The 23417-nt window shown below is 55.4% G+C and carries 20 protein-coding genes; 9 read left to right on the top strand and 11 right to left on the bottom strand.

Going from position 1 to position 23417, the window contains the following annotated elements; translation table 11 throughout:
* Nucleotides 1–35: 35 nt before the first annotated feature.
* From ACI43T_RS06195 to ACI43T_RS06170, 6 genes are all read right to left on the bottom strand, one after another.
* Nucleotides 36–809, bottom strand: coding sequence for a TatD family hydrolase (locus ACI43T_RS06195; protein WP_377079600.1), 774 nt, complete (start codon nucleotides 807–809; stop codon nucleotides 36–38).
* A gap of 14 nt (nucleotides 810–823) precedes the next feature.
* A complete protein-coding gene (locus ACI43T_RS06190) occupies nucleotides 824–1174 on the bottom strand; it encodes a PilZ domain-containing protein (RefSeq protein WP_009173133.1) in 351 nt (116 codons plus the stop codon).
* Nucleotides 1171–2160 (bottom strand): DNA polymerase III subunit delta', encoded by a 990-nt coding sequence (locus ACI43T_RS06185; protein ID WP_405385936.1) that lies wholly within the window; start codon nucleotides 2158–2160, stop codon nucleotides 1171–1173. The genes ACI43T_RS06190 and ACI43T_RS06185 overlap by 4 nt, the downstream gene beginning before the upstream one ends.
* A 121-nt stretch (nucleotides 2161–2281) precedes the next feature.
* Nucleotides 2282–3598, bottom strand: a complete 1317-nt coding sequence (locus ACI43T_RS06180) for an MFS transporter (protein ID WP_405385934.1) — start codon at nucleotides 3596–3598, stop codon at nucleotides 2282–2284.
* On the bottom strand, nucleotides 3579–3770 hold the full coding sequence (gene ccoS, locus ACI43T_RS06175) for a cbb3-type cytochrome oxidase assembly protein CcoS (RefSeq protein ID WP_009173130.1): 192 nt from the start codon (nucleotides 3768–3770) through the stop codon (nucleotides 3579–3581). The genes ACI43T_RS06180 and ccoS overlap by 20 nt, the downstream gene beginning before the upstream one ends.
* Nucleotides 3771–4085 carry an HLGFF motif protein gene (locus tag ACI43T_RS06170; protein ID WP_009173129.1) on the bottom strand — a complete coding sequence of 105 codons (315 nt, stop codon included), beginning with the start codon at nucleotides 4083–4085 and terminating at the stop codon, nucleotides 3771–3773.
* Nucleotides 4086–4339: 254 nt separating this feature from the next.
* Here ACI43T_RS06170 and ACI43T_RS06165 point away from each other — a divergent pair, with 254 nt between their 5' ends.
* The 3 genes from ACI43T_RS06165 to ACI43T_RS06155 all read left to right on the top strand — a co-directional run bounded on the left by ACI43T_RS06165 (nucleotide 4340) and on the right by ACI43T_RS06155 (nucleotide 7309).
* On the top strand, nucleotides 4340–5536 hold the full coding sequence (locus ACI43T_RS06165; protein ID WP_009173128.1) for an acetate kinase: 1197 nt from the start codon (nucleotides 4340–4342) through the stop codon (nucleotides 5534–5536).
* 211 nt (nucleotides 5537–5747) lie between these two features.
* Nucleotides 5748–6806, top strand: a complete 1059-nt coding sequence (locus ACI43T_RS06160; RefSeq protein ID WP_405385931.1) for a sulfate ABC transporter substrate-binding protein — start codon at nucleotides 5748–5750, stop codon at nucleotides 6804–6806.
* A 236-nt stretch (nucleotides 6807–7042) separates the two neighbouring features.
* Complete coding sequence (locus tag ACI43T_RS06155; protein ID WP_405385929.1) at nucleotides 7043–7309, top strand: hypothetical protein; 267 nt, start codon at nucleotides 7043–7045, stop codon at nucleotides 7307–7309.
* Nucleotides 7310–7380: 71 nt separating this feature from the next.
* Here the strand turns inward: ACI43T_RS06155 and ACI43T_RS06150 are convergent, their stop codons facing one another.
* Together ACI43T_RS06150 and ACI43T_RS06145 are read right to left on the bottom strand one after the other, a co-directional pair.
* The gene (locus ACI43T_RS06150; RefSeq protein ID WP_405385927.1) at nucleotides 7381–12600 is read right to left on the bottom strand and encodes a RecQ family ATP-dependent DNA helicase; all 5220 of its coding nucleotides are present in this window, start codon (nucleotides 12598–12600) and stop codon (nucleotides 7381–7383) included.
* 144 nt (nucleotides 12601–12744) lie between these two features.
* Nucleotides 12745–14538, bottom strand: a complete 1794-nt coding sequence (locus tag ACI43T_RS06145; RefSeq protein WP_405385925.1) for a 2-isopropylmalate synthase — start codon at nucleotides 14536–14538, stop codon at nucleotides 12745–12747.
* 586 nt (nucleotides 14539–15124) lie between these two features.
* On the opposite strand from ACI43T_RS06145, the gene ACI43T_RS06140 reads away from it, so the two are divergent.
* On the top strand, nucleotides 15125–16243 hold the full coding sequence (locus ACI43T_RS06140) for a methyltransferase (RefSeq protein ID WP_405385923.1): 1119 nt from the start codon (nucleotides 15125–15127) through the stop codon (nucleotides 16241–16243).
* Between the two features lie 80 nt (nucleotides 16244–16323).
* Here the strand turns inward: ACI43T_RS06140 and ygfZ are convergent, their stop codons facing one another.
* Nucleotides 16324–17184, bottom strand: a complete 861-nt coding sequence (ygfZ, locus tag ACI43T_RS06135) for a CAF17-like 4Fe-4S cluster assembly/insertion protein YgfZ (protein WP_405385921.1) — start codon at nucleotides 17182–17184, stop codon at nucleotides 16324–16326.
* Nucleotides 17185–17281: 97 nt separating this feature from the next.
* Nucleotides 17282–17635, bottom strand: a complete 354-nt coding sequence (locus tag ACI43T_RS06130; RefSeq protein ID WP_308024849.1) for a RidA family protein — start codon at nucleotides 17633–17635, stop codon at nucleotides 17282–17284.
* A gap of 144 nt (nucleotides 17636–17779) precedes the next feature.
* Here ACI43T_RS06130 and ybaK point away from each other — a divergent pair, with 144 nt between their 5' ends.
* The 4 genes from ybaK to ACI43T_RS06110 all read left to right on the top strand — a co-directional run bounded on the left by ybaK (nucleotide 17780) and on the right by ACI43T_RS06110 (nucleotide 21236).
* Nucleotides 17780–18265 carry a Cys-tRNA(Pro) deacylase gene (ybaK, locus tag ACI43T_RS06125; protein ID WP_297956543.1) on the top strand — a complete coding sequence of 162 codons (486 nt, stop codon included), beginning with the start codon at nucleotides 17780–17782 and terminating at the stop codon, nucleotides 18263–18265.
* A 28-nt stretch (nucleotides 18266–18293) separates the two neighbouring features.
* The gene (locus tag ACI43T_RS06120; protein WP_405385918.1) at nucleotides 18294–18656 is read left to right on the top strand and encodes a DUF4870 family protein; all 363 of its coding nucleotides are present in this window, start codon (nucleotides 18294–18296) and stop codon (nucleotides 18654–18656) included.
* A gap of 90 nt (nucleotides 18657–18746) precedes the next feature.
* A complete protein-coding gene (locus ACI43T_RS06115; protein ID WP_405385916.1) occupies nucleotides 18747–19622 on the top strand; it encodes an EamA/RhaT family transporter in 876 nt (291 codons plus the stop codon).
* Between the two features lie 279 nt (nucleotides 19623–19901).
* Nucleotides 19902–21236: an anaerobic C4-dicarboxylate transporter family protein gene (locus ACI43T_RS06110; RefSeq protein WP_009173116.1), complete on the top strand. Its 1335-nt coding sequence runs from the start codon at nucleotides 19902–19904 to the stop codon at nucleotides 21234–21236.
* A 72-nt stretch (nucleotides 21237–21308) separates the two neighbouring features.
* Here ACI43T_RS06110 and ACI43T_RS06105 read toward each other — a convergent pair whose 3' ends face one another.
* Entirely contained in the window at nucleotides 21309–21743 is a 435-nt protein-coding gene (locus tag ACI43T_RS06105; RefSeq protein WP_009173115.1) for a DUF4124 domain-containing protein, read from the bottom strand.
* A 207-nt stretch (nucleotides 21744–21950) separates the two neighbouring features.
* On the opposite strand from ACI43T_RS06105, the gene guaB reads away from it, so the two are divergent.
* Nucleotides 21951–23414 (top strand): IMP dehydrogenase, encoded by a 1464-nt coding sequence (gene guaB, locus ACI43T_RS06100; RefSeq protein ID WP_405386098.1) that lies wholly within the window; start codon nucleotides 21951–21953, stop codon nucleotides 23412–23414.
* The last annotated feature ends 3 nt before the right edge of the window (nucleotides 23415–23417 follow it).

Below are 23417 nucleotides of genomic sequence, written 5' to 3'. Positions count from 1 at the left end.
GCCTTTCGGCAAGCAATCCGCCGACTCAGGCCGCATCACGCGATTCTCGGCACTTTGCTGAACAGACGGTAAAAATTCTCGGTGGTCGTTTCTGCGACCTGTTCCAAGGTCTCGCCCCTCAGTTTGGCGAGAAACTCGGCGGTATATCGCACATAAGACGGCTCGTTCGGTTTGCCGCGCTTGGGCACGGGCGCAAGGAACGGAGAATCGGTTTCCACCAGCATCCTGTCGGCGGGCACATATTTCGCCGCTTCCTGAATCGACGGCGCGTTTTTGAAGGTAACGATGCCCGAAAACGAAATATACAGCCCCAAATCCAGCGCGGCTTTGGCAAAAGCCACATCTTCGGAAAAACAATGGATGACGCCCGCCCGCGTATTGCATTCCTTCAGCAGCCGCAAGGTATCGGCGGCGGCATCGCGGGTATGCACCACCACCGGCAGGCCGGCTTCATTGGCCGCTTGGATGTGGTCGGCAAAACGCCGGTGCTGCCAAGCCAAATCGCCTTTGCACCAATAATAATCCAAACCGGTCTCGCCGATACCGACCACTTTCGGATGCCGCGCCTGCGCCACCATTTCGGCAACGCTAAATTCCTCCGCATCCCGACGGTCGGGATGTACGCCTATGGTGCAGAAGATGTGGCCGTTGTTTTCCGCGATGGCGAATACTTCGGTAAAACTCTCCCGACTGACGCTGATGGCCAATGCCTGCCCGACCTGCTGCGCGCGCATATTGGCGAACACTTCGGGCAGGCGGTCGGCCAAGCCGTCGAAATTCAGGTGGCAGTGCGAATCAATCAGATACATATTTTACCGGCGGTTTAAAGGGTGAAAGTGGCTCTGTCGCTGCGCAATACGTTGCCCAGTTCGGCCTCGATAAGTTGCTTGGTCTGGATGCAGATTTCGTCCGTGCCGAAGGCCAGCCCGACGCCTTTCGGACGGTGTGCCGAAGTGCGCGCGGGATTAATCCAGGCGACCTGCGTGCGCAGGAATTTTTTGGGATGGTCGATGATTTCCACGGCGAGCAGCACTTCGTCGCCCAGCGAGAAAATATCGTCGGTCGGCACAAACAGGCCGCCGTGTTCTAAAAAAGGCATGTAGCAGTTGTAAAGCATGGCTTTTTCTTTCAACTGCAAAGACATCATTTTTCCCGGTAAATCAGTAGCATTCATGGTGTAACCCTTTTATTCTGCCAAAATTCAAGATAATCCGTTAACAGGTATTCGAGCTGCATTCTAACACTTAAGGTATGGTATCCGTAAGGGCTGAGGGCGTTCAGACGGCCTACCAAGGCAAACAAAGCCGCCGCTTCGGTCCTCGCCGCCGTATCCGCCGATTGCGCGGCGTATTCGGGGTAATACAGCGGCGGCATTTTTTGTTGCGCCAAGCCGACATCAAGCAGCCATTTCTGCATCCAGCCGATAAACACCGCCAACGGCTGCTTTTGCCGGTCGAATGCCGCCGCGTAATCCAGAATCGCCAGCAGGCGCGGGGCGGCGAGCAGGCGGAGCAGTTCGGCGCGCAGCTCGTCCGACTCGGGCGCATGTTCGAACAACGGGGCGCCGCTGTGGAAAGCCAGCAGCGCCTCTGCCTGAGCGACGCCGCGTTCCCGCAGGTAATGCAGTGCCTGACTGTGCGACGGCGGCGGCAATACCATCTGGCGGCAGCGGCTTTTGATGGTCGGCAGCAGTTTGTCGCGGGCATGGGTTACCAGCAGAAACACAACGTGCTCGGGCGGCTCTTCCAGCACTTTGAGCAGGCTGTTGGCGGCTTGGAGGTTCATGCCCTCCACCGGATGTACCAACACCACGCGCAACCCGCCGCGCACCGAGGTAAGGTGGATGCCGTCCACGATGCCGCGTACCGCGTCGATTTTGATTTGCAGCAGTTTGCGGCCGACTGCTTCGCCCTCGGGTATTTCGGGCGTGAGTTCGTAAAAATCGGGATGGCTTTTTTGGGCGAACAGATGGCAGGACGTGCATGTGCCGCAGGGTTCGTGGTTATCCTTCGGCGTCTCGCACAGCAACGCCTGCGCCGTAAAGCGCGCGAACTCGGTTTTACCGGTGTTTTCCCTGCCGGTAAACAGCCACGCGTTGGGCCGGTTTTGCCAGTGTTCGGCGATTTGCCGCCATTGCTGCTGGTGCCACGGATAAATCATGTCGGAAGAGGACGGAAACAGAGGAAGCAGCTATTATACATTGGATACGTGCAAAGAGGCCGTCTGAAAAACCGCGGCCCGGTTACGGATTTTTCAGACGGCCTCGCGTTTGGTTCGGACGCTATTCGGAAATCCCAAGATAGCCTTCGACATCTTTCAAAAATTGTTTTTCCCGTTTCGCCAGATACACCATCAGCGGGATATTGCCCAACGCCACGGCCAAGTAAAGTAAAGCAATACTGTTAAACAGCATCAGCAACACCGCGCTCAACACCGCCGCCGACACCATGAACACGCCGTTGACGATATTGTTGGCCGCCACCGCATGGGCGCGGAAGGTTTCGCTGCTGGCCGTCTGAAGCCATGTATAAAGCGGCACGGAGAAAAAGCCGCCAAAAAAACCGATCAGCGTCATCACCAGCATCACCGGATAAGCGTTGCCCTGCGACAGAAACCAGATCACGCCGTTAAGCGAAGTGAACCGCTGGCCGTGCGTCAGCCACACCAGCAGCAAACCGCAGGCGGTCAGGCCGCACGTTCCGACCGTTACCAGCCCCAGATGCAGCCGCTCATGGCTGAGTTTGGCGCACAATACCGACCCGGCCGCAATGCCGACGGAAAACAGCGCCAGCATCAGATTGAACACATTATCGTTGCCGCCGAGATGGATTTGGGTGAAAGTCGGAAGCTGGGTGGTATAGACCGAACCGACGAACCAAAACCACGAAATACCGATGATGGCGGTAAACACCTCGCGTTGCGAAGCGGTTTCACGCATCAGCCCCGCCGTGCTTCTGGCGATGTTCGGTTCAATCTTCGTCGCAGGGTCTTTTGCGGCCACGGAAGGCATGAACAGGCTGGCGGCCGTGCCCAGCATGGCGGTCAGCACCACTAGGAAACCGACGACATAAGGCGGCACGCCCGCTACCGACGTACCCAGAATCTGGCCGAACAAGATGGCGATAAACGTACCCGACTCAATCAGGCTGTTGCCCATAATCAGCTCTTTGTCGTTCAGATAATCGGGCAGCACGGCGTATTTCAGCGGGCCGAACAGCGTGGACTGCGTGCCCATGCAAAACAGGCAGAACAACAGCAGCGGCGCGGACTGAATCAAAAAACCATAAGCCGCCATACCCATCACTGCGATTTCGAGCACCTTCACCCAACGCGCCAGCACCGCCTTATCGAATTTGGTACTCAACTGGCCGGAAAAGGCGGAAAACAGAAAATACGGCAGGATGAAGAGCAAAGCGCCCAAATTCAGCATCTGGCTGGGTGGCAGGAAATCGTTTTTGCCCAAACCGTAGAAACTTATCATCACGAACAGCGCGGTTTTAAAAAGGTTGTCGTTGAACGCGCCCAGAAACTGCGTACCGAAAAGCGGCGCGAACCGGCGGCTTGTCGCAAAGTTCAGATTATCTTTTTTCTGGGTCATCGTTATCGTCTTTATCAATCAGTTTGTCGGTGGAATCATCGTCCATCAAAATACGGTGCGCCGGACCTTCGAGGTCGTCGAACTGGCCGTTTTTGCCCGACCACCAAAAAAAGTAGCCGATGACGAAAGCCAAGATGATGCTGATGGGCACCAGAATAAACATGCTTTCCATTCAAATCGTTCCCGTCAAATCATTCAGTACCAGCGAATGCCCCAGCAGGGTCAGGTATTCATTGCGTATCGAACCGATGTTCCGGCCGCCGCAAAACAACTCGACGCGGTCTTTTTCAACGCGCCAGAGCAGCGGTTTTCCCTCCTGCTCCAAACTGCGCAGCATATCCGCCTGAGGCCCGCCGGACGGATTTTCGCTTTGCAGCTTGACCGCAAACCGCCCGCCCTTCGGCCCGGCTTCCGCCCCGTCGTCGGCCAGCATCACGAAAAAGCCCAAATGGCCGCCCTGCTGCGTGTGGATACTGAAATAATGCATGGTTTTAACGTCTCTATCACCCGCAGGCCGTCTGAAAACAGGTTTTCAGACGGCCTGCGGCAAAAGACCCTAATGTAACAGTTTGCCGCGCCGCTGCAAAGCCTCAGCCGTGCCAAACATATTAATAACAAAATATTAATATCAGCATAAAACCGCAAACTTTGATAAAATACGCCGCGTCAGATCCATTAACTTTTTCAGACGGCCTCCCCCACCCGATCCGACAGACCGTCCGAACACTCAGGAACTAAAAAATGACTCAAAAACTCATCTTGGTATTGAACTGCGGCAGCTCCTCGCTGAAAGGCGCCGCCATCGACAACGACAGCGGCGAAGTATTGTTAAGCTGCCTGGCCGAAAAGCTGAACCTGCCCGACGCCTTCGTTACCTTCAAAGCCAACGGCGAAAAACACAAAGTCGATTTGTCGGCCAAACCCAACCATACCGGCGCGGTGGAAGCATTGATGGAAGAACTCAAAGCCCACGGCCTCGACAGCAAAATCGGCGCCATCGGCCACCGCATCGTCAGCGGCGGCGAACTGTACAGCGAATCCATCTTGGTTGACGACGAAGTGATTGCCGGCATCGAAAAATGTATCCCGCTCGCCCCGTTGCACAACCCTGCCCACCTGCTCGGCCTGCGTGCCGCCCAGAGCATCTTCAAAGGCCTGCCCAACGTCGTCGTATTCGACACCGCATTCCACCAGAGTATGCCCAAACACGCCTACACCTACGCCATTCCGCAGGAACTCTACCGCAAATACGGCCTGCGCCGCTACGGCGCGCACGGTACCAGCTACCGTTTCGTCGCCGACGAAACCGCCCGTTTCCTCGGTAAAAACAAAGAAGATCTGCGCATGGTTATCGCCCACTTGGGCAACGGCGCATCCATCTCCGCCGTCGCCGGCGGCAAATGCCAGGATACCAGTATGGGCCTGACCCCGCTGGAAGGCTTGGTAATGGGTACCCGCAGCGGCGACATCGACCCCGCCGTATTCGGCTTTTTGGCGGAAAACGCCAACATGACCATCGCCCAGATTACCGACATGCTGAACAAGAAATCCGGCCTGCTGGGTTTATCCGGCCTGTCCAACGACTGCCGTACCATTGAAGAAGAAGCGGCCAAAGGCCACGAAGGCGCGATTCTGGCCATGGAAGTGTTCGTATACCGTCTGGCCAAATACGTCGGCAGCATGGCCGTAGCCGCCGGCGGTTTGGACGCGCTGGTCTTCACCGGCGGCATCGGTGAAAACTCCGAACTCATCCGCTCCAAAGTATTGGGCTACCTCGGCTTCCTCGGCCTGACCGAAGACCACGAAGCCAACCTGAAAGCCCGTTTCGGCAACGCAGGCGTGATTACTACCGCCGACAGCAAAGCCGTAGCCGTCGTCATCCCGACCAACGAAGAGCTGATGATTGCCCACGACACCGCCCGCCTGAGCGGCCTGTAAAAAATTTCGCTTGGCAAAGCCCTGTTCACCGACAGGGCTTTTTCTTTAAGAGGCCGTCTGAAAACCGTTTTCAGACGGCCTCCTTTGCATCCCGCTGCACCGTGTACCGCCTATATAACCAAAACTGATAACCGCCGGCAAAAACATTATTTCCCACCGCCACCCGCACGGTATAAAGTGGTTGCCGTCTAGAAAAACGAAGGAGCATCCCGTGAACGCACGCATATTCTCACTGGCCGCAATCGGCGCCGCGCTGGCACTGTCCGCCTGCTCGCCCAAGTCAGGACAAAATACCGCCGCAGAATCGTCCGCCCCCGCAGCTGACGGCGGCAAGGGCATCAAACTGCTGAACGTTTCCTACGATGTCGCCCGTGATTTTTACAAAGAATACAATCCCCTGTTCGCCAAAGAATACCAAGCCAAACACAACGGCGAAACCGTCGACATACAGCAGTCGCACGGCGGTTCGAGCAAACAGGCCCTGTCGGTCGCCAACGGCCTAGCCGCCGACATCGTAACCATGAACCAGACTTCCGACATCGAACTCTTGGAACAAAAAGGGCTGATTAAACCCGACTGGGCCAAACGCCTGCCCGACAACGCCGTACCCTATACCAGCACCACCGTATTTCTCGTGCGCAAAGGCAATCCCAAACAAATTAAAGACTGGCCCGATTTGACCAAAAACGGCGTGCAAATCGTCATCGCCAACCCGAAAACCACCGGCAACGGCCGCTACGCCTTCCTCGGCGCATACGGTTACGGACTGAAAGCAAACAACGGTGATGAAAACAAGGCTAAAGAATTTGTCGCCACCCTTCTGAAAAACGCCCCCGTCTTTGAAAATGGAGGCCGCGCGGCCACCACCACCTTCAGCCAGCGTAACATCGGCGACGTGTTGATTACCTTCGAGAACGAAGCCAACCACGTCAGCAAAAAGCTCGCACCGAACCAATTTGAAATCGTCTATCCGAGCTACACCATCCTTTCCGAAAGCCCCGTTGCCGCCGTAGACAGCGTCGTCGAGAAAAAAGGCACGCGCGCCGCCGCCGAAGAATACCTGCAATACCTGTGGAGCAAACCCGCTCAGGAACTTGCCGCCAAACTCTACCTGCGCCCGCGCGACGTCAAGGTATTGGCCGCACACAAAGCCGACTTCCCCGAAATCGAAACCTTCAGCCCGAACGAAAAATTCGGCCCGTGGGAAGGCATCATGAAAAAATATTTCTCCGACGGCGGCCTGGTCGACCAACTCTCGCCGAAAAAATAACGGCCGGCTTCGGCAAAAGGCCGTCTGAAAAGATAAAATACCGCTCCATCCTTTCAGACGGCCTCAACCGTGCCCCAAATCCGAACAACCGCCCTGCTGCTCTGTGTCCTGCTCACTGCCTGCGCCTCCCCTGCCCGGCACATTCCCCCGCCCCAAACCGCCGGAACCGAACAAAACACTTCCGGCAACCTGATTATCTTCTTATCTTCTACGACGGCCAAACCGGCCCCGCCCCTTTGATACAGGCCGTCAAAGACTACGGCGCAACCCTGATTTACGCATACAGAACCCTCCGCGGCATTGTCATCCGGCCGCCGCAAAACATACCGCTGCAAGATGCCGCGGCGCATTTTGAGCAGGTAAAAGGCGTATTAACGGTCAATCAAGACCAAATAACACCGCTTTATCAAACAATCCGTGCGGCACGCAACTTGCCTGCAATCGCCCAAAGCTCAAGAGGCCGTCTGAAAAACAAGATTCTGCTTTTTCAGACGGCCTCTTGAGCTACTACCACTGATTAACTCACTCCGATACTGCGCTTGCCGAACTTGGGGTCAGTTAATTCGCTATATTGCTATTTGGGAATAATCAGCATGGGGATGACCAGCGGCCATTTTTGGATTTTTTTAGGAATATTGTCCGTATATTGTTCGTCCTCACGATAGCGGACGCCGAATGCCGCTGCGCGGACACGGATGGCGGACAGGTCTGAAACGGCGTCCAACTCCGGAAAGGCGGCATTTTTGGCGGTTCTCGCCACGGCAATGCCGTCGGTGCAGAATTCGTATTGCTTGTTTTGCCATCCGCCTCGCCGTATCGTCAGCGCATCGCCGACTTTCAGTTTTTTTGCGGCTTCCAACCTTGAAATAAGGTCGGAGGCATTCCGTGTTTCGCGTGCGATAAAGCCGATGTCCAGCTCGGCGGGCCGGTTTTCTTTTTTATCGCTGTAAAGAGACAGCGTCCGGTATTCCGTGTCCAATTCGGGCAAAACCGTATAGCTGCGTTCCACGCATTCTGTTTCTTCGGGCAGCCTGCCTATCCACAAATGCTGCGGCGTATTTTGAATCAGAGTCAGGGTTTCAATCGCGCGGGTCATGGCGACGTAGTACAGCCGCTGTTCGGACTCGTCCGCGCTGTTCCAGCCTCCGTCCAAGACGAAGACATGCTTGAATTCCAAGCCTTTCACGGAATGTGCCGTCCCTAGGAAGATGCCGTCCGAGCGGCTTTCACTTTCGTTGCCGACGTATTCGTACAGCCAGTTTTTCAGGAATGCGGCGGGATAGCCGGTATCGGCGGTATTTTCCCGCAGGAAATCCTGTGCCGTCTGTCTGAAATAGTCCTGCCACATACCTCCTGCGTCCTGCGAGCGTATCAGTTCTGCGAACTCGTTTCCGGTGAATGTTTTTTCTTTCTGCCCTTCCTGCTGTTTGTCTGGCACTAATTGTTCGACAAGGCGCACGAATTCGCGGGTATGGCGCAGGCGTATGCCGTGTTTGCGATCTTTGGCGAGGAAATAGGGAATGTTGTTCTGTTCGCACCATGCCTGCATGGGTTTGAGTTCGCCGTTGTTTCTCGACAATACGGCGATGCTGCGGTACTTGATGTCGGCAAGGGTTTGCAGGCGGCGGATTTCGGCAGCGACTGCCTGCGCCTGGATATTGTTTTTCTGCTGACGGCTGCCTTGAGAGGGCAGTTTGACGACACGCACACGCCCTTGCCGCTCCCCGTCGCGCTCCGACCAGATACCGCCGTTGGGCTGATGCTGCCTTTCGGGGTTGATGACTATCGGGTGCAGGGTTTTCAGACGGCCTCCCATATCCTGAATCAGCCGATTGGCGGCGCTAATGATGTTTTGCGTGCTGCGGTAGTTGAAGGTCAGGAAATCGGGCTGTTTTACCCCGTAATCCTGCAGGAAGCGGTGGATGTATTCGTTGCTCGTACCGTTGAAGGCATAGATGTTTTGGTCGTCGTCGCCGACTGCGATAATGGTCAGTTTTTCGTCTTCGTCCTCACGTTTCCGTCCTGCAAGTGCGGAAACCAGTTCGTAATGCTCTTCGGTGATGTCTTGGTATTCGTCCACCAGAATATAACGAAAGCCCGCCATGATGCGGTCGCGGGCGTCGTCGCTGTCCGCATCGGCGGAGAGTCCGCCCGACAGCATGGCGGCGGCTTCCCTGCACCACTTTTTGAACTGTCCTTCCTCATACTCTTTTTTGCCGTCAAACCGCACGCCCAAAAGCCTCATCGCCATCCCGTCGTAAGTCAGGACGGTAACGGCGGCGGCAAGGCTGCCGACCAGTTCGAACAGACGCCGTTTAATTTCCTGCGCGGCAAGGCGGTTGAAAGTCAGGATGATGACGGAGGCGGGATTGACATGTTCTGCCTTCAGCAGATAGGCGGTACGGTGTACGATGACGCGCGTTTTGCCCGAGCCCGGACCTGCCAGCACCAGGCGGTTTTCCTGTTTTCCGGTAACGACGGCTTTTTGGATGGCGTTCAAGCCGTCGGTAATCGTGTGCAGGGTCTGCGGCGAAATGGATTCTTCCAATTCTTTCAGACGGCCTTTGAACCATTTGTTTTTAAAATCTTTCTCGCTGGTTTTGAAATAGTCGCTGACCAGCTCCCAGCCGTTTTGCAGGTTTTTCAGGGCGCAAAGGGCGTATTCCTGCATGACGTGTATCTGGAAGCGTTTTTCTCCGTAAAAGATTTCCAGCGGGCGGTAGTCGGCTTTCAGGTATTGGCGTTTCTGCTCCAGCGCGTTGTGGTCGAGCCGTATGGTCATGGCGTGGCGCAGGATGGTCATGCCGTGGTTGAGCTTGATGACGCCGAGTTTGTGCATGAACAGCAAAGCCTGTTTGAGCAGGATTTCGCGGCGTTTTTCGGGAATTTGTGCGGCAAGTGCCAAATCGTCGCCGATGTGCTGTTCCAGTTCTCCGAAACTGGTTTCCACCACGGCGTCTTTGCTGCGGATGCCGCCCGTTTTACTGATGAGCAAAGGTAGGAGGCTCATGCATATGTGGCGGCGCAGTGCGGCGTTTTCACGAAGTTGCGCCCATGTGCTTTGTTTGTCTTTGAAGCGCAGCAGCAACATATCGTTGCCTTTGTCGATGATGTCAAAGCTGCCGCTGCTGCGGGTTTCCGCCGCCGCTTTATCGTAAGCAAGCGACTGCATCAGCAGCTTGATGTCGGCAGGGACGGTTTCACAGCCCATATCGTGCATTTCCCGGCATACCGCCGTCAGCGACAGGTTTTGCCAGACGCCGCGGTCGGCATCCGGAATTTTTTCGTTCAAGATCTGCCACAGCTTTTCCTCATGCCCGATGATAAGCTCAAGCCGCTTTTCAGACGGTTTGGAATGGTCAGTACGCAGGTTGACGGTCATTTTTGTATCGTTGACCAATACGCCCAATTCCTCCAACTTCTTCAGGTGTCCGCGCAATTCGGCAAAGCTGCACGCGGTAGCCTGGGCCAGTACGTCGGTACTCAATGGTGCGTCGTCGTCGGCGTTAAAAACGATTTCGGCAATGGTCCGGTACAAATCGGTTTTGCGCTGTCCCAAATTTGCTTTGGCAATGATGCCCCATGCCTGATCCAGATTCAGACGGCCCGAACGCGAAGGAAAGATACGGGTTTGGTTTTCGCTTCGTTCCAGCAAATCCGCCCGCTCCAGCCATGCCAAGGCTGCTTTGACTTTGGTGTCCGCCTGCCTGTCATCGCTGTCGAAGCTCATGTATCCTTCGGTATCCCGCAGGATTTCCCCGCCCGTTACGACAATGGCGTCATCTTCCGCTTTGCCCGATACCGTCCGGTTCAAGAGTTTGAGTTTGCGCCATACGGATTGCAGATCGCGCTGCTCGAGCTGAGAGAAGCGGCTGAGGCGGAACTGGGTATCCACGTCCGAACGGTCGAACAGCAGCACGCATTTTGCCTCCTTTTGGTCGCGTCCCGCCCGTCCCGCTTCCTGAAGATAGTTTTCCAGCGAACCGGTAATCTCGGCATGAACCACCAGCCGCACGTTGGGCTTGTCCACGCCCATGCCGAACGCGTTGGTCGCAACGATGACCCTTAATCTGTCGTGAATGAAATCGTCTTGGATTTCGGCTTTGGCATTTGCCTGAAGCCCCGCATGGAAATATTCGCAATCCCAGCCCTGACGCTTTAAAAATTCCGCATATTTTTCGGCACTTTTCTGCCGTGCCACAAACACGACCGCCCCGCCGTCCTGATGGTCGAGTTCGCGGTGCAGCAGTTCGTCGATGTAGCGGTTTTTAAGGTCGTCTGAAACCTCCAAAACCTCGTAAAACAGATTGCTGCGCTCGTTGCCGCCGATAAACTGTTTGAACTCGATACCCAGTTCTTCGCGGAAATGTTCCGTAATTTCCTGAAGGACGTCCGGTTTCGCCGTTGCCGTAAAGCAGCTTACGGGGGCGGCTGCCGCTCCGTTGCGGTTGCGCTTGGCAATGAATTTGGCGGCATACAGATAATCGGGGCGGAAATCGTGCCCCCATTTGGACAGGCAGTGTGCTTCGTCGAATACCCAGCCGTTGATTTGGCGGTGTTCGATGGCTTTGATAAAGCTCGTATTGCGGAACTGTTCGGGTGCGACAAACAAAATACCGACATCGCCCAAAGCGACCCTGTCCAATACGTCCGCGCGCTCCGTTACCGACAGCATGCCGTTGAGCGTATCCACATCCGTCCGCCCCTTCGCCTTTAAATTGTCCACTTGGTCCTTCATCAGCGACTGCAACGGGGAAACGACGACGGTCAGCCCGCCGTTGCGGTAATAGCGGTTGAGCGCGGGAAGCTGGAAGCACAATGATTTCCCGCCTCCCGTAGGCAGGACCGCCAGCACATGTTCGCCGTTCATGCCCGCCTTGACAATCGCCTGCTGTCCGCCTGTTACGCCATCCACTTCCCTGAACGAGGCAAAGCCGAAATAACGCTTCAGTTGCGAAACAGGGTTGAGCGTGTCGCAGCAATAGCGGCATCCGGCATCGCCGCAGTCGTGGTCGCGCAATTCGGCAATCAGACGCGCGGTATCGGGAAACTGGTGGCGCACCCACGGCGCAAGTACCGAATTGCCTCCCGAAACGGACAGCCACGAGAGCGCATAGGCAAGCGGGATATAGAGTTCGGGCCGGTGTATGTCCTCGCGCATCAGTCGGGTAAAACGGGTTTTGCAGACTTTCAGACGGCCTGTTTCAACTTCGTCCTGCACCATGTTCCAAATATGCGGAATCAGCGCATAGGCGTTGTGCTGTGTCTGCGTGCCGGGAATGACGATGCCGTCTGCAACCCGATACGGCAATGCGCCGAACAGCCCGCTGTAAACACCGTAGGTTTCGGGATGGCGGGTTTTCAGATTGCCGAACGCAGCACACTGGTCCTGAAAAAGCTGCCAGCAGGCGCGGCAGTCGGCTTCGGGAGAATTGAGCGAGGATGAAATGATTTTGTGGTTTTTAATCAGGCGGTGATAAGGATTTTGCGGAAAAGCGAGCGGCGACAGCCTCAGGGTATCCAAAACGGGCAGGGACAACCACGGCAAATCGGGGGCGGCTTCCTTCAGATAGCGCAAATCGTGCGCCAGAATATTATGCCCCATCAGCCAGTGCGCACCGTTCGCAAGGTATTCCATTTCAAACAGGGCTTCCCTGAAGCCTTTTACATTGCGGACGGCGCGCTCGTACCCCAGTTCCAAGTCAGGACGGTATGCGCCAAGTTTGAACACGGCATCTGTTTTGGGATTGACCTCCAAATCGATAATCAAAACGGCGGGGGCAGGAGATGTCATAGGGTGTCTTCAACCAATGAAAGCGTGAAGCCGAAAATATAACATAGAGTTAAGTATGGTTAAAATATAAAGGCCGTCTGAAAACCTGATTTAAGGTTTTCAGACGGCCTTTTTACTTTTCGACGTCAAATCAAGCTAGTTAACTCAAATCGTACCGCTGCCCTGCGCTTTCGGTTTGGCGGCACCGAATTCCAGTTTGCTCAAGGCGGAGAGGTAGGCTTTGGAAGTAGCGACCAAAACGTCGGTATCTGCGCCTTGTCCGTTGACGACGCGGTTGCCGCGCGCCAGACGGACGCTGGTTTCGCCTTGGCTTTCCGTGCCTTGCGTTACGGCGTTGACGGAATAAATCTGCAAAGTCGCGCCGCTTTGCGCCACGCTCTCAATCGCTTTGAAAATCGCATCGACAGGGCCGGAGCCGGTGGCGGAAGCGCGTTTTTCTTCGCCTTTGATGCTGAACACGATGTCGGCGCGCGGTTCTTCGCCGGTTTCGGTGCTGATTTTTTGGGAGATGAATTTGTAGCTTTCGGCGCCCATGCTGCCCATTTCGTCGGACACCAGCGCGTGCAGGTCTTCATCGAAGATTTCGCGTTTTTTGTCGGCGAGTTCTTTGAAGCGGGCAAACGCGGCATTCAGCGCCTCTTCGCTTTCCAATTCGATACCCAAATCCGCCAGCTTGGTTTTGAAGGCGTTGCGGCCGGACAGTTTGCCCAACGTCAGACGGTTGGTTGACCAGCCGACCGATTCGGCAGTCATGATTTCATAGGTTTCGGGGTGTTTCAACACGCCGTCCTGATGGATGCCTGATTCGTGTGCAAAGGCGTTTGCGCCGACCACCGCCTTGTTGGGCTGAATCGGATAGCCGGTAATGGTGGACACCAGTTTGGATACCGGCACGATTTGTGTGGTATCGATGCCGGTTTCCAAGCCGAAAAGGTCGTGGCGCACTTTCAACGCCATCACGATTTCTTCAAGGCTGGCATTGCCTGCGCGTTCGCCCAAGCCGTTGATGGTGCATTCCACCTGGCGCACGCCTGCCTGAACGGCGGCCAGCGAGTTGGCAACCGCCATACCCAAGTCGTTGTGGCAGTGGGTCGACCAGACTACTTTGTCGCCGTTGGGCACGCTTTTGATGATGTTGCTGATACGCTCGTACCACACGGAAGGGATGGAGTAGCCGACAGTATCGGGAATATTGATGGTGGTCGCGCCCGCTTCGATAACCGCCGTAAAGATTTTGGCGAGGAAGTCCAAATCCGAACGCACAGCGTCTTCGGCGGAAAATTCCACATCGTCGGTGTATTCTTTAGCAATTTTCACCGCTTTGACCGCCGCATCGATAACCTGCTGCGGCTTCATTTTCAGTTTGTGCTCCATATGGATGGGGCTGGTAGCGATAAAGGTATGGATGCGTTTTTTCAGAGCGGGGGAAACGGCTTCGCCTGCTTTGCGCACATCGTTTTCAACGGCACGCGCCAACGAGCAGACCGTGGATTTGGTGATGATTTTGGCAATCGCATTGACCGACTCGAAATCGCCCGGGCTGGCGGCGGCAAAACCCGCCTCAATCACATCCACGCCCATTTTCTCCAACTGGCGGGCAATGCGGATTTTCTCCTCTTTGGTCATGGATGCACCGGGCGACTGCTCGCCGTCGCGCATGGTGGTATCGAAAATAATTACGCGGTTGGTCTGTGTCATTTCTGTTCTCTCCAGAGATTCGTTTTTTTGTAAAAAAGCATTCAAATCCAGCGGTCTGCCTTGCGCTTCGGCCAGCGCGGTCAGCTTTTGCAGTTGCGTCAAAGGCAGCGACCCGCGCGTGCGCCATTTATAGATGGCGGCGGTCGTCGCGGCATTTTCGGGATCGTGCTGTTTCAACGCTTCGGCAAGCGCATTCACGCCGCCGAAATAAGCAACTAAGCGGTCAATGTCTAATTGCATGATGTTCCTTGTCCAAACCTTATCGAAATTATTGTTTGCATTGAAAGGGGATTATACGCATTTTAGACAAAACGGCAATCTATTTTTCTAAAAATACTGCCTAACATTTTAATATTGGAATTATTTTATACATTTTGTCTAATTATATAAAAAATAAAAGCACCGCAAGCAGAGAACCCTGTCCTGCATGCGGTGCTTTTCATAATTTATTATATAAATTATCTATCTGCAATTCTTTGAAACATAAAAAGAAAAATTACCAACTCAATCGATAGAAATAAAAGATAACCACAAATCTGCCACACAGTATACTGCATGGCTATTTGACCGATGATATAAGAATGAAGGCCGAAAAATGCCCAACCAATCATTAACAGTATGATTCTAATATTTTTCTTCAGATTAGAATGCCCCATTCCGAAGAAAAACATAAAAGCTGTTGCTGTCAATGCCGCATAAAACATCTCAAAACCTCCAATGATCAAGGTATATCATAAACATGGCGGTCAATTTATGATATACCTGACGAGAAATTAAGAAATAAATTATCAGAATCGAACATTAGTTCCAGTATCACCAATATATTATGTATACCATTTCAACCTCTCAAAAAATCCCCATTGAATGGCGCAATGAAAGCACGCAAAAGCCGCCCAAGCAGGCGGTTTATGTGCACGAAGGCAATGCCGCCGATATTCTGAAAAACGCCCACGCCCACACGGCAACCGTTTGGACGGGCGATTTCCACAACGCCAAACAAGTGTTGGCGGCGATGAAAAAACGCGTCCGCAGGCCGTCTGAAAAAACAAAAAACGCGCCTGCCGATATTCAGACGGCCTTCCACACCCACCGCATGAAGCAGGCGCAGCAAAGCCGCGTTTTGAATATGCTTGCCGTCGAAATCGACGCGGGTTTTCAGTTAAGTAACCCGCGCGCGCCCGACGTCCGCGCCGCCCTTGCCGACGTGTATACCGAGCCGAACGACGCGCCGTTTTTGCTGCCGCTCAACCAGCTTTTGGGTTTTATCGGCGCACACGAATGGCACAAAAAAGGCATAGACATTCCGCAGCTTGGCGGCAAAATCCACGTCCCCTTCGGCGTATTCTCGCCCCTGCGCGGCGAATATTTGGACTTAATCGCCCAAGCGCCGTTAAATCCCAATATTCAGACGGCGTTCGACATCGGCACAGGTTCCGGCGTTATCGCCGCCATCCTCGCAAAACGCGGCATTCCCGAAATCACCGCCACCGACACCAACCCCAAAGCCATCGCCTGCGCAACCGCCAACCTCGCCCGCTTGGGACTGGACAAACAAGTCGCCGTCCAAGCCGTCGATTTGTTTCCCGAAGGACGCGCCGACCTGATAGTCTGCAACCCGCCGTGGCTGCCCGCCAAACCGACTTCCGCCGTCGAGACCGCCCTCTACGATCCCGACAACGCCATGCTGACCGCTTTTTTAAACGGCGTGCGGCAGCATTTAAACCCGCAAGGCGAAGCGTGGTTAATCATTTCAGACTTGGCGGAACATCTGCACCTGCGCGACCGCGATTTTCTGGAACAATGCTTTCAGACGGCCTCTTTAAGCGTGGTCGGCATACTGGAAACCAAACCGCGCCACCGCAAAGCCGCCGACGAATCCGACCCGCTCGCCTTCGCCCGCAACCGGGAAACCACCCGTCTGTACCGGTTGGAAGCAGACCGGTGATTCAGGCAAAAAACCGCCGCCATCGTGTGTACGCTGGCGGCGGTTTTGGTTTCCGAACAGGCTTCAGGCCGTCTGAAAAATCATTCTTTGGGTTCGATGTTGAAAAACAGCTTTTCCTGTTTGAGGCTGTTGCCGTCGGCATCGGTCAAAACCGCTTGTGCGGCGGCATGTTTGATAACGGCAAGGCTCAGGCTGCCGGTATCGGTCAGCGCGGTATTGATAATCTGGCCGGCTTCCGCACCGTTTTCCAACACGGCGATTCCGGCGGCTTCCAGCGAACCGCCGGACAATACGGCCAGGCCGCGTTTGACCTGTCCGCGGTATTGCGCGCGGGCGATGATTTCCTGCCCGGGGTAGCAGCCTTTTTTAAAGTGCACGCCGCCGATAATGTGCTGGTTGAGCATCTGGGCGACGGCGGTTTCCTTGGTGGCGGCGGAAATCCATGCGTAGCCGCTGCGGATTTCGTGCAGGTTCCATGCGTTTTCAGCGGCGGCATCGTGTTCGGGCAAACGCTCCGCCGCTCCGATTTTCAGACGGCCTGTGTGCGGCAGGGACACCGTCCATACGCCGTTTTCTTCCGTAGCGGGAAAAGACAGCGACGGTTCGGCGGCGGCGTGTGCTTCGGCGTTTTCGTCCAACACTGCGGCGGCGGCATAATCGGGCAGCGGCTCGAATACGACTTTGGCACGCAAAACAAACATGCGCAGGCGTTTGACGATGGCCTCGGTCAGGTCGGCGGCCATGACCAGCAGCAAATCCGAACCGCGGTTCAACACCAGCATATTGGCCAGCACACGGCCTTTCGGGGTGTTGTAGGTGGCGTAACAGGCCGAACCTTCGGCCAAGTGGTTGATGTCGTTGGAAAACTGGCCGTGCATAAATGCGGCGCGGTCTTCTCCGCTAACGCGGACTATCCCGAAAAACGGTAGGCGGGTTTGCATGGCGGAATCCTCAAATTCGGTGTTTTGTCGAAATAAGGTCATTATTCTAGAAATAAAGGCCGTCTGAAAAAATACTTCGGACGGACAGGATGGCGTTTCAGACGGCCTGTACCGCCGAAACTTTGATTTCCACCGCCCAGCGGCTATCGGCAAGTCCCGCCTGCACGCAGGCCCGTGCGGGTGCGCGGCCGGCGGCGACCCATTCGTCCCACGCTTCGTTCATCGCGGCGTAACCGTCCATATCGGCGAGGAAAACGGTGGCCTCAAGGATGTGCGCCTTGTCCGAACCGCATTTTTCAAGCCAGCGGTCGATTTGCGCCAACACGTCCTGCGTCTGGCCTTTCACGTCCGCCTCCGTATTTTCCGGCACCATGCCCGACAGAAACACGAAGCCGCCCGCAACCACGGCCTCCGACAGACGGGCGTTTTGTCCGAAATAACGTATGTCCATTTCCTGCTCCTTTCCGTAAAAACCTCTTCTCCGCCACTTATCCGGCAGCCCGCCCGACAGGCGTCTTATGGTAACATTGTGTTCCGATTGTTGCTATATTACAGGCGGTTGCACAGTGAAGGCAGGCCGTCTGAAAGGCCGTTTATGAGCAAACCCAACCATCCCGTTACCCCCGCCGTCCGTTTTCTGCGCGGGCGGAAGATTGATTTTGAACCATATGTCTATACTTATGAAGAACACGGCGGTACGGCGCAGTTTGCCGCGTTGTTCGGCATACCCGAACACCAGGTCGTTAAAACCATCGTATTGCAAAACGAGCAGAAAAAAGGGCTGGTCGTGCTGATGCACGGCGACAAGCACATTTCCACCCGCAATCTGGCACGCAGTTTGGGAATGAAGCATATCGAACCGGCCGACCCGAAACAGGCCGCCAAATGGACGGGCTACCTGGTCGGCGGCACGACGCCCTTCGGCATGAAGACCGCACTGCCGGTATACGTCGAAAGCTCGATTTGGGCATCGGACACCATCTATATCAACGGCGGCAAACGCGGGTTCATCATCGGCGTCAAGCCGGAAGCGCTGCGCTCGCTGGACCCGCAGGATGTCAACGTGGCCGTTGACGATTGATTTTTTATGCAACGTAAGGAGTAGGAAAATGAACGACGTTATCGAACAAAATACCCCGCAAGACGACAACAACCGCAACTACATGATGATTATCTACGGCCTGTACGCCCTGTCGCTGGTAACGGCCGGCTGCGCAGCGCTCATCGGCGTCATTCTGGCCTATGTCAAACGCGACGACATGCGCGGCACGATATACGAAAACCATATCACCTACCTGATTAAAACCTTCTGGGTATCGCTGGCCGCAGGCTTGGTCGGCGCGTGTACCACCATTATCCTCATCGGTTTCCTGATTCTGGGTACCGGTTTCATCTGGTACGTTTACCGCGTGGTGGCGGGATTCGTCAAATTCTACGACGGCAAAACCGTTTCTCCCGACGGCTGGCTGTAACCCCTGCCGGAAACAGTCTGCCTTTGCTTTTCAGACGGCCTTGTTTATCATACGGGCCGTCTGAATTTATGTATCCCTTGGGAGAATCCGATGATTTACCTTATCGCCAGTATCGTGTGCAGCGTCGCCGTCGCCGTACTGCTGAAAATCACCCGCAAACAGAAAATCGACATCCATCAGGCGGTGGCGGTGAACTATATCGCCGCCGTCGTGCTGACCATGCTGGTGCTGAAACCGGACTTGGGCAATCCGCGCGCGTTCCTGCCGACATGGTGGCTGTTTGCCGCGTTGGGCGTGTTGCTGCCGTCCGTGTTCATCATCATGGGCAAATCGGTGGACACGGCCGGCATCGTCAAATCCGATGCGGCGCAGCGGCTGTCGCTGTTTCTGCCGATTGTCGCCTCGTTCGCCCTGTTCGGCGAAAAACTGACCGAAGGCCGTCTGATAGGCATTACGCTGGCTTTCGTCGCCTTGTTCTGCCTGCTGTGGAAATCCGGCGGCGGCAAAAAATCGGGCGGGCTGATGAACAACGCCGCCTTGCTATTGGGCGTGTGGTCGGGTTACGGCGTCATCGACATCCTGTTCAAACAGGTTGCCAAAAGCGGTACGGCGTTTTCCGGTAACCTGCTGGTGGCGTTCAGTCTGGCCGCAGTATTGATGTTCGGCTACCTGTCCTACCGTTCGACCAAATGGACAAAAGAAGGCGTCATCGGCGGCGCGGTGCTCGGCTGCCTGAACTTCGCCAACATCCTGACCTACATCCGCGCCCACCAGGCCATGAGCGAAAACCCGACGCTGGTCTTCGCCGGCATGAACATCGGCGTCATCGTGCTGGGCACGCTGGTCGGCGCGGCGGCATTCAAAGAAAAAATCAGCAGCATCAACGCCGCGGGCATCAGCGTGGCGGTCTGCTCGATTGCCTGTCTGTTCTACTGGCCGCAACTGCGCTCGCTGGCCGGGCTGTAATGCCCAGCGGCGCGGGCAACCTTCCGGCAGCCGAATATGCCGAGGCCGTCTGAAAACAAATGTTCAGACAGCCTCGGCGTATTTTTATTCCGGTAAACGATTGTTAACAATGATACCTTAAACTATAATCACGGCTTTTGTACCGGCATCGGGACGGTCGGGCCTTTCCGCGCAGACCGTCCCTTTTTGATGTCCGTCCGGCCACCGCCTCCATCGCACTCAAGGCCTGTCCGGCGGACTCCGCATCCCCGATTTATTAACGGAGTTACCATGTCAACCATGTTCTTTATCCAGTTTGCCATCGTGCTGCTGTGCATCCTGATTGGCGCGCAGGTCGGCGGCATCGGCTTGGGCGTGCTCGGCGGCGTCGGCTTGGCGGTTTTGGCCTTCGGCTTCCACCTCGAACCGACCAGCCCGCCGATTGACGTGATGCTGATGATTATGGCGGTCGTCTCCGCCGCCGCCTCGATGCAGGCCAGCGGCGGTTTGGACTACATGATTAAAATCGCCACCCGCGTGCTGCACCGCAATCCGAAATACATCACCTTCATCGCCCCCGCCGTAACCTATCTGTTTACCGTACTGGCCGGCACGGGACACGTCGCCTATTCGGTGCTGCCCGTCATCGCCGAAGTCAGCCGCCGCAACGGCATCCGCCCGTCGCGTCCGCTGACGATGGCGGTTATCGCATCGCAGTTCGCCATCGTCGCCAGTCCGATTGCGGCGGCAGTCGTCGCCTGCGTAACCTACCTCGAGCCGCAGCACATCACGATGGCCGACGTACTGAAAGTTACCGTTCCCTCAACCATCCTCGGCATCGGGCTGGCCTGCGTGTTCGTCAACAAACTCGGAAAAGAGTTGAAAGACGATCCACACTACCAGAAACTGCTGGCAAAACCCGAATACGTCAAAGCACACGAAAAAGACCCGACGGAACACACCAACCTCACCGTCAGCCCGCAGGCCAAATTATCGGTCGGCATCTTCCTTGCCGCCGCGCTGCTGGTGGTCGTGATGGGTGCCGTGCCGGAATTGCGCCCCACCTTCCAAACGGAAGAAGGGCCGAAACTGATGGGTATGGCGCACACCATCGAAATCGTCATGCTTTCCGCCGCCGCACTGATTATCCTGCTTTGCAAACCCGACGGTAACGCCATCACCAGAGGTTCGGTATTCCACGCCGGAATGCGCGCCGTCATCGCCGTATTCGGCGTGGCCTGGCTCGGCGACACGCTGATGCACGGCCATCTGGCGGAAGTCAAAGACACCGTGTCGCATTTGGTCGAAACCGCGCCGTGGACTTTCGCCGCCGCACTGTTCGTATTGTCCGTGCTGGTCAACAGCCAGGGCGCAACCGTAGCGACGCTGTTCCCGATTGCCATCTCGCTGAATATTCCCGCCCCCGTCATCATAGGCACGTTCGTAGCGGTCAACGGCTATTTCTTCATCCCAAACTACGGCCCGATTATCGCCGCCATCGACTTCGACAGCACGGGTTCGACCAAAATCGGCAAATACATCTTCAACCACAGCTTCATGATCCCCGGACTGTTGAGCCTCATATTCAGCCTGATTTTCGGATTGATGTTTGCAGAAGCGCTCCTTCGAACCTGAGCCAAATCCGACAAACACCAAAGAGGCCGTCTGAAACACCATTTTCAGACGGCCTCTTCCCAGATTCAAACCTTAATTGCAATACCGTTTGACATCGCTCTCGTAACGCTGAATCAACGCCTCACGGTTGTTGCTGCGGGCGGTCTCGGCAAACTGACGGTTCAGGCGCGCGGCTTTGCAGTTGTCTTCCTGACGCTGGCGGTTTTCCTCTTCAATCTTCTTATTCTGCTCCTCAACCTGTTTGTTCTGCATGGCAATCTGGTCGTTCAGCTTGGCCTGCTGTTCGGCAAGCGAACCGGTACCCGCAGCAGATGCCGGCTTCACGGCGGCCGGTGAAACGCTGTGCGTACGGATATTCACGATGCCGGAATGTTCCGGCTGGAGGCGGCGCGGCACGTCGGAATAACTGTTACCCCCGTTGCGGCCTTTCCATGTATAAACATCACCGGCCGCAAACGCAGCAGAAGCGCACAAAGTACATGCCAATAATAAAGAAGTGATTTTCATATCGTTTTTCCGTTGGATGAATGTGTTGACGAACGGTCATATTTTACTTGGTTTCGGACCGTAATGTCATATTCTGTCAAAAAATTTATCATAACTGTGATAATTGTGTAAAAAAACAAACACAAATCCCCTACCTCCCCCTGTCATGACGCCGCCCTGCATGTTATAATGCCGTGCATCTTGCACAAACTGGAAAGCCCGAGCATTATGCGCATCGTAGAAAAAGCCTATACTTTCGACGACGTTTTGTTGGTTCCCGCACATTCAACCGTGCTGCCGCGAGATGTCAAACTCCAAACCAAACTCACCCGCAACATCACACTCAACCTCCCCCTACTTTCCGCCGCAATGGATACCGTTACCGAAGCCCGTTTGGCCATCTCTATGGCACAGGAAGGCGGCATCGGCATCATCCATAAAAACATGACGCCCGAAATGCAGGCCAAAGCGGTTTCCAAAGTAAAACGCCACGAAAGCGGCATCGTCAAAGACCCCGTTATCATCGCGCCCAACGTCCTCATCCGCGAGCTTTTGGAACTTCGCGCGCAACGCAAACGCAAAATGTCCGGCCTGCCCGTTGTCGAAAACGGCAAAGTGGTCGGCATCGTAACCAACCGCGACCTGCGTTTTGAAAACCGCCTCGACCTGCCCGTTTCGGCCATTATGACCCCGCGCGAGCATCTGGTTACCGTACCTGAAGGCACCAGCATCGACGAAGCGCGCGAACTGATGCACAAACATAAAGTCGAGCGCGTTTTGGTCTTGAACGAAAAAGACGAACTCAAAGGCCTGATTACCGTTAAGGACATTCTGAAAACCACCGAGTTTCCAAACGCCAACAAAGACTCCGAAGGCCGTTTGCGCGTCGGCGCGGCGGTCGGTACCGGCGCAGACTCCGAGGAACGCATCAAAGCACTGGTCAATGCCGGCGTAGACGTCATTGTCGTCGATACCGCGCACGGCCACAGCCAAGGCGTCATCGACCGCGTGAAATGGGTAAAAAGCCATTATCCCGAAGTACAGGTTATCGGCGGCAATATCGCAACCACCCAAGCCGCACGGGATTTGGTGGCCGCCGGTGCGGACGCAGTGAAAGTCGGCATAGGCCCGGGTTCGATTTGTACCACCCGTATCGTCGCAGGCGTGGGCGTGCCGCAACTGACCGCCATCCACAACGTCGCCGAAGCCCTCAAAGGCACCGGCGTCCCGCTGATTGCCGACGGCGGCATCCGCTTCTCCGGCGACATCGCCAAAGCCTTGGCGGCAGGCGCATACAGTGTGATGCTGGGCGGTATGTTTGCCGGTACGGAAGAAGCGCCGGGCGAAATCGAACTCTACCAAGGCCGTTCGTACAAATCCTACCGCGGTATGGGTTCGCTGGGCGCAATGAGCCAAGGTTCCGCCGACCGCTACTTCCAAGACAAAACCGACAGCACGGACAAATATGTTCCTGAAGGCATCGAAGGCCGGGTTCCCTACAAAGGCCCGATTGTAAACATCATCCACCAACTGATGGGCGGCCTGCGCTCCAGTATGGGTTATCTGGGTTGCGCCGACATTGCCGAGATGCACGAAAAAGCGGAGTTCGTAGAAATCACTTCCGCCGGTATGAACGAATCCCACGTCCATGATGTACAGATTACGAAAGAGGCGCCGAACTATCACCGCTGACCT

This window comes from Neisseria oralis, assembly GCF_045062685.1.
Taxonomy (GTDB): Bacteria; Pseudomonadota; Gammaproteobacteria; order Burkholderiales; family Neisseriaceae; genus Neisseria; species Neisseria oralis.
Note: the sequence above shows the minus strand (reverse complement) of the source record. Positions and strands in the feature narration are given on the sequence as shown.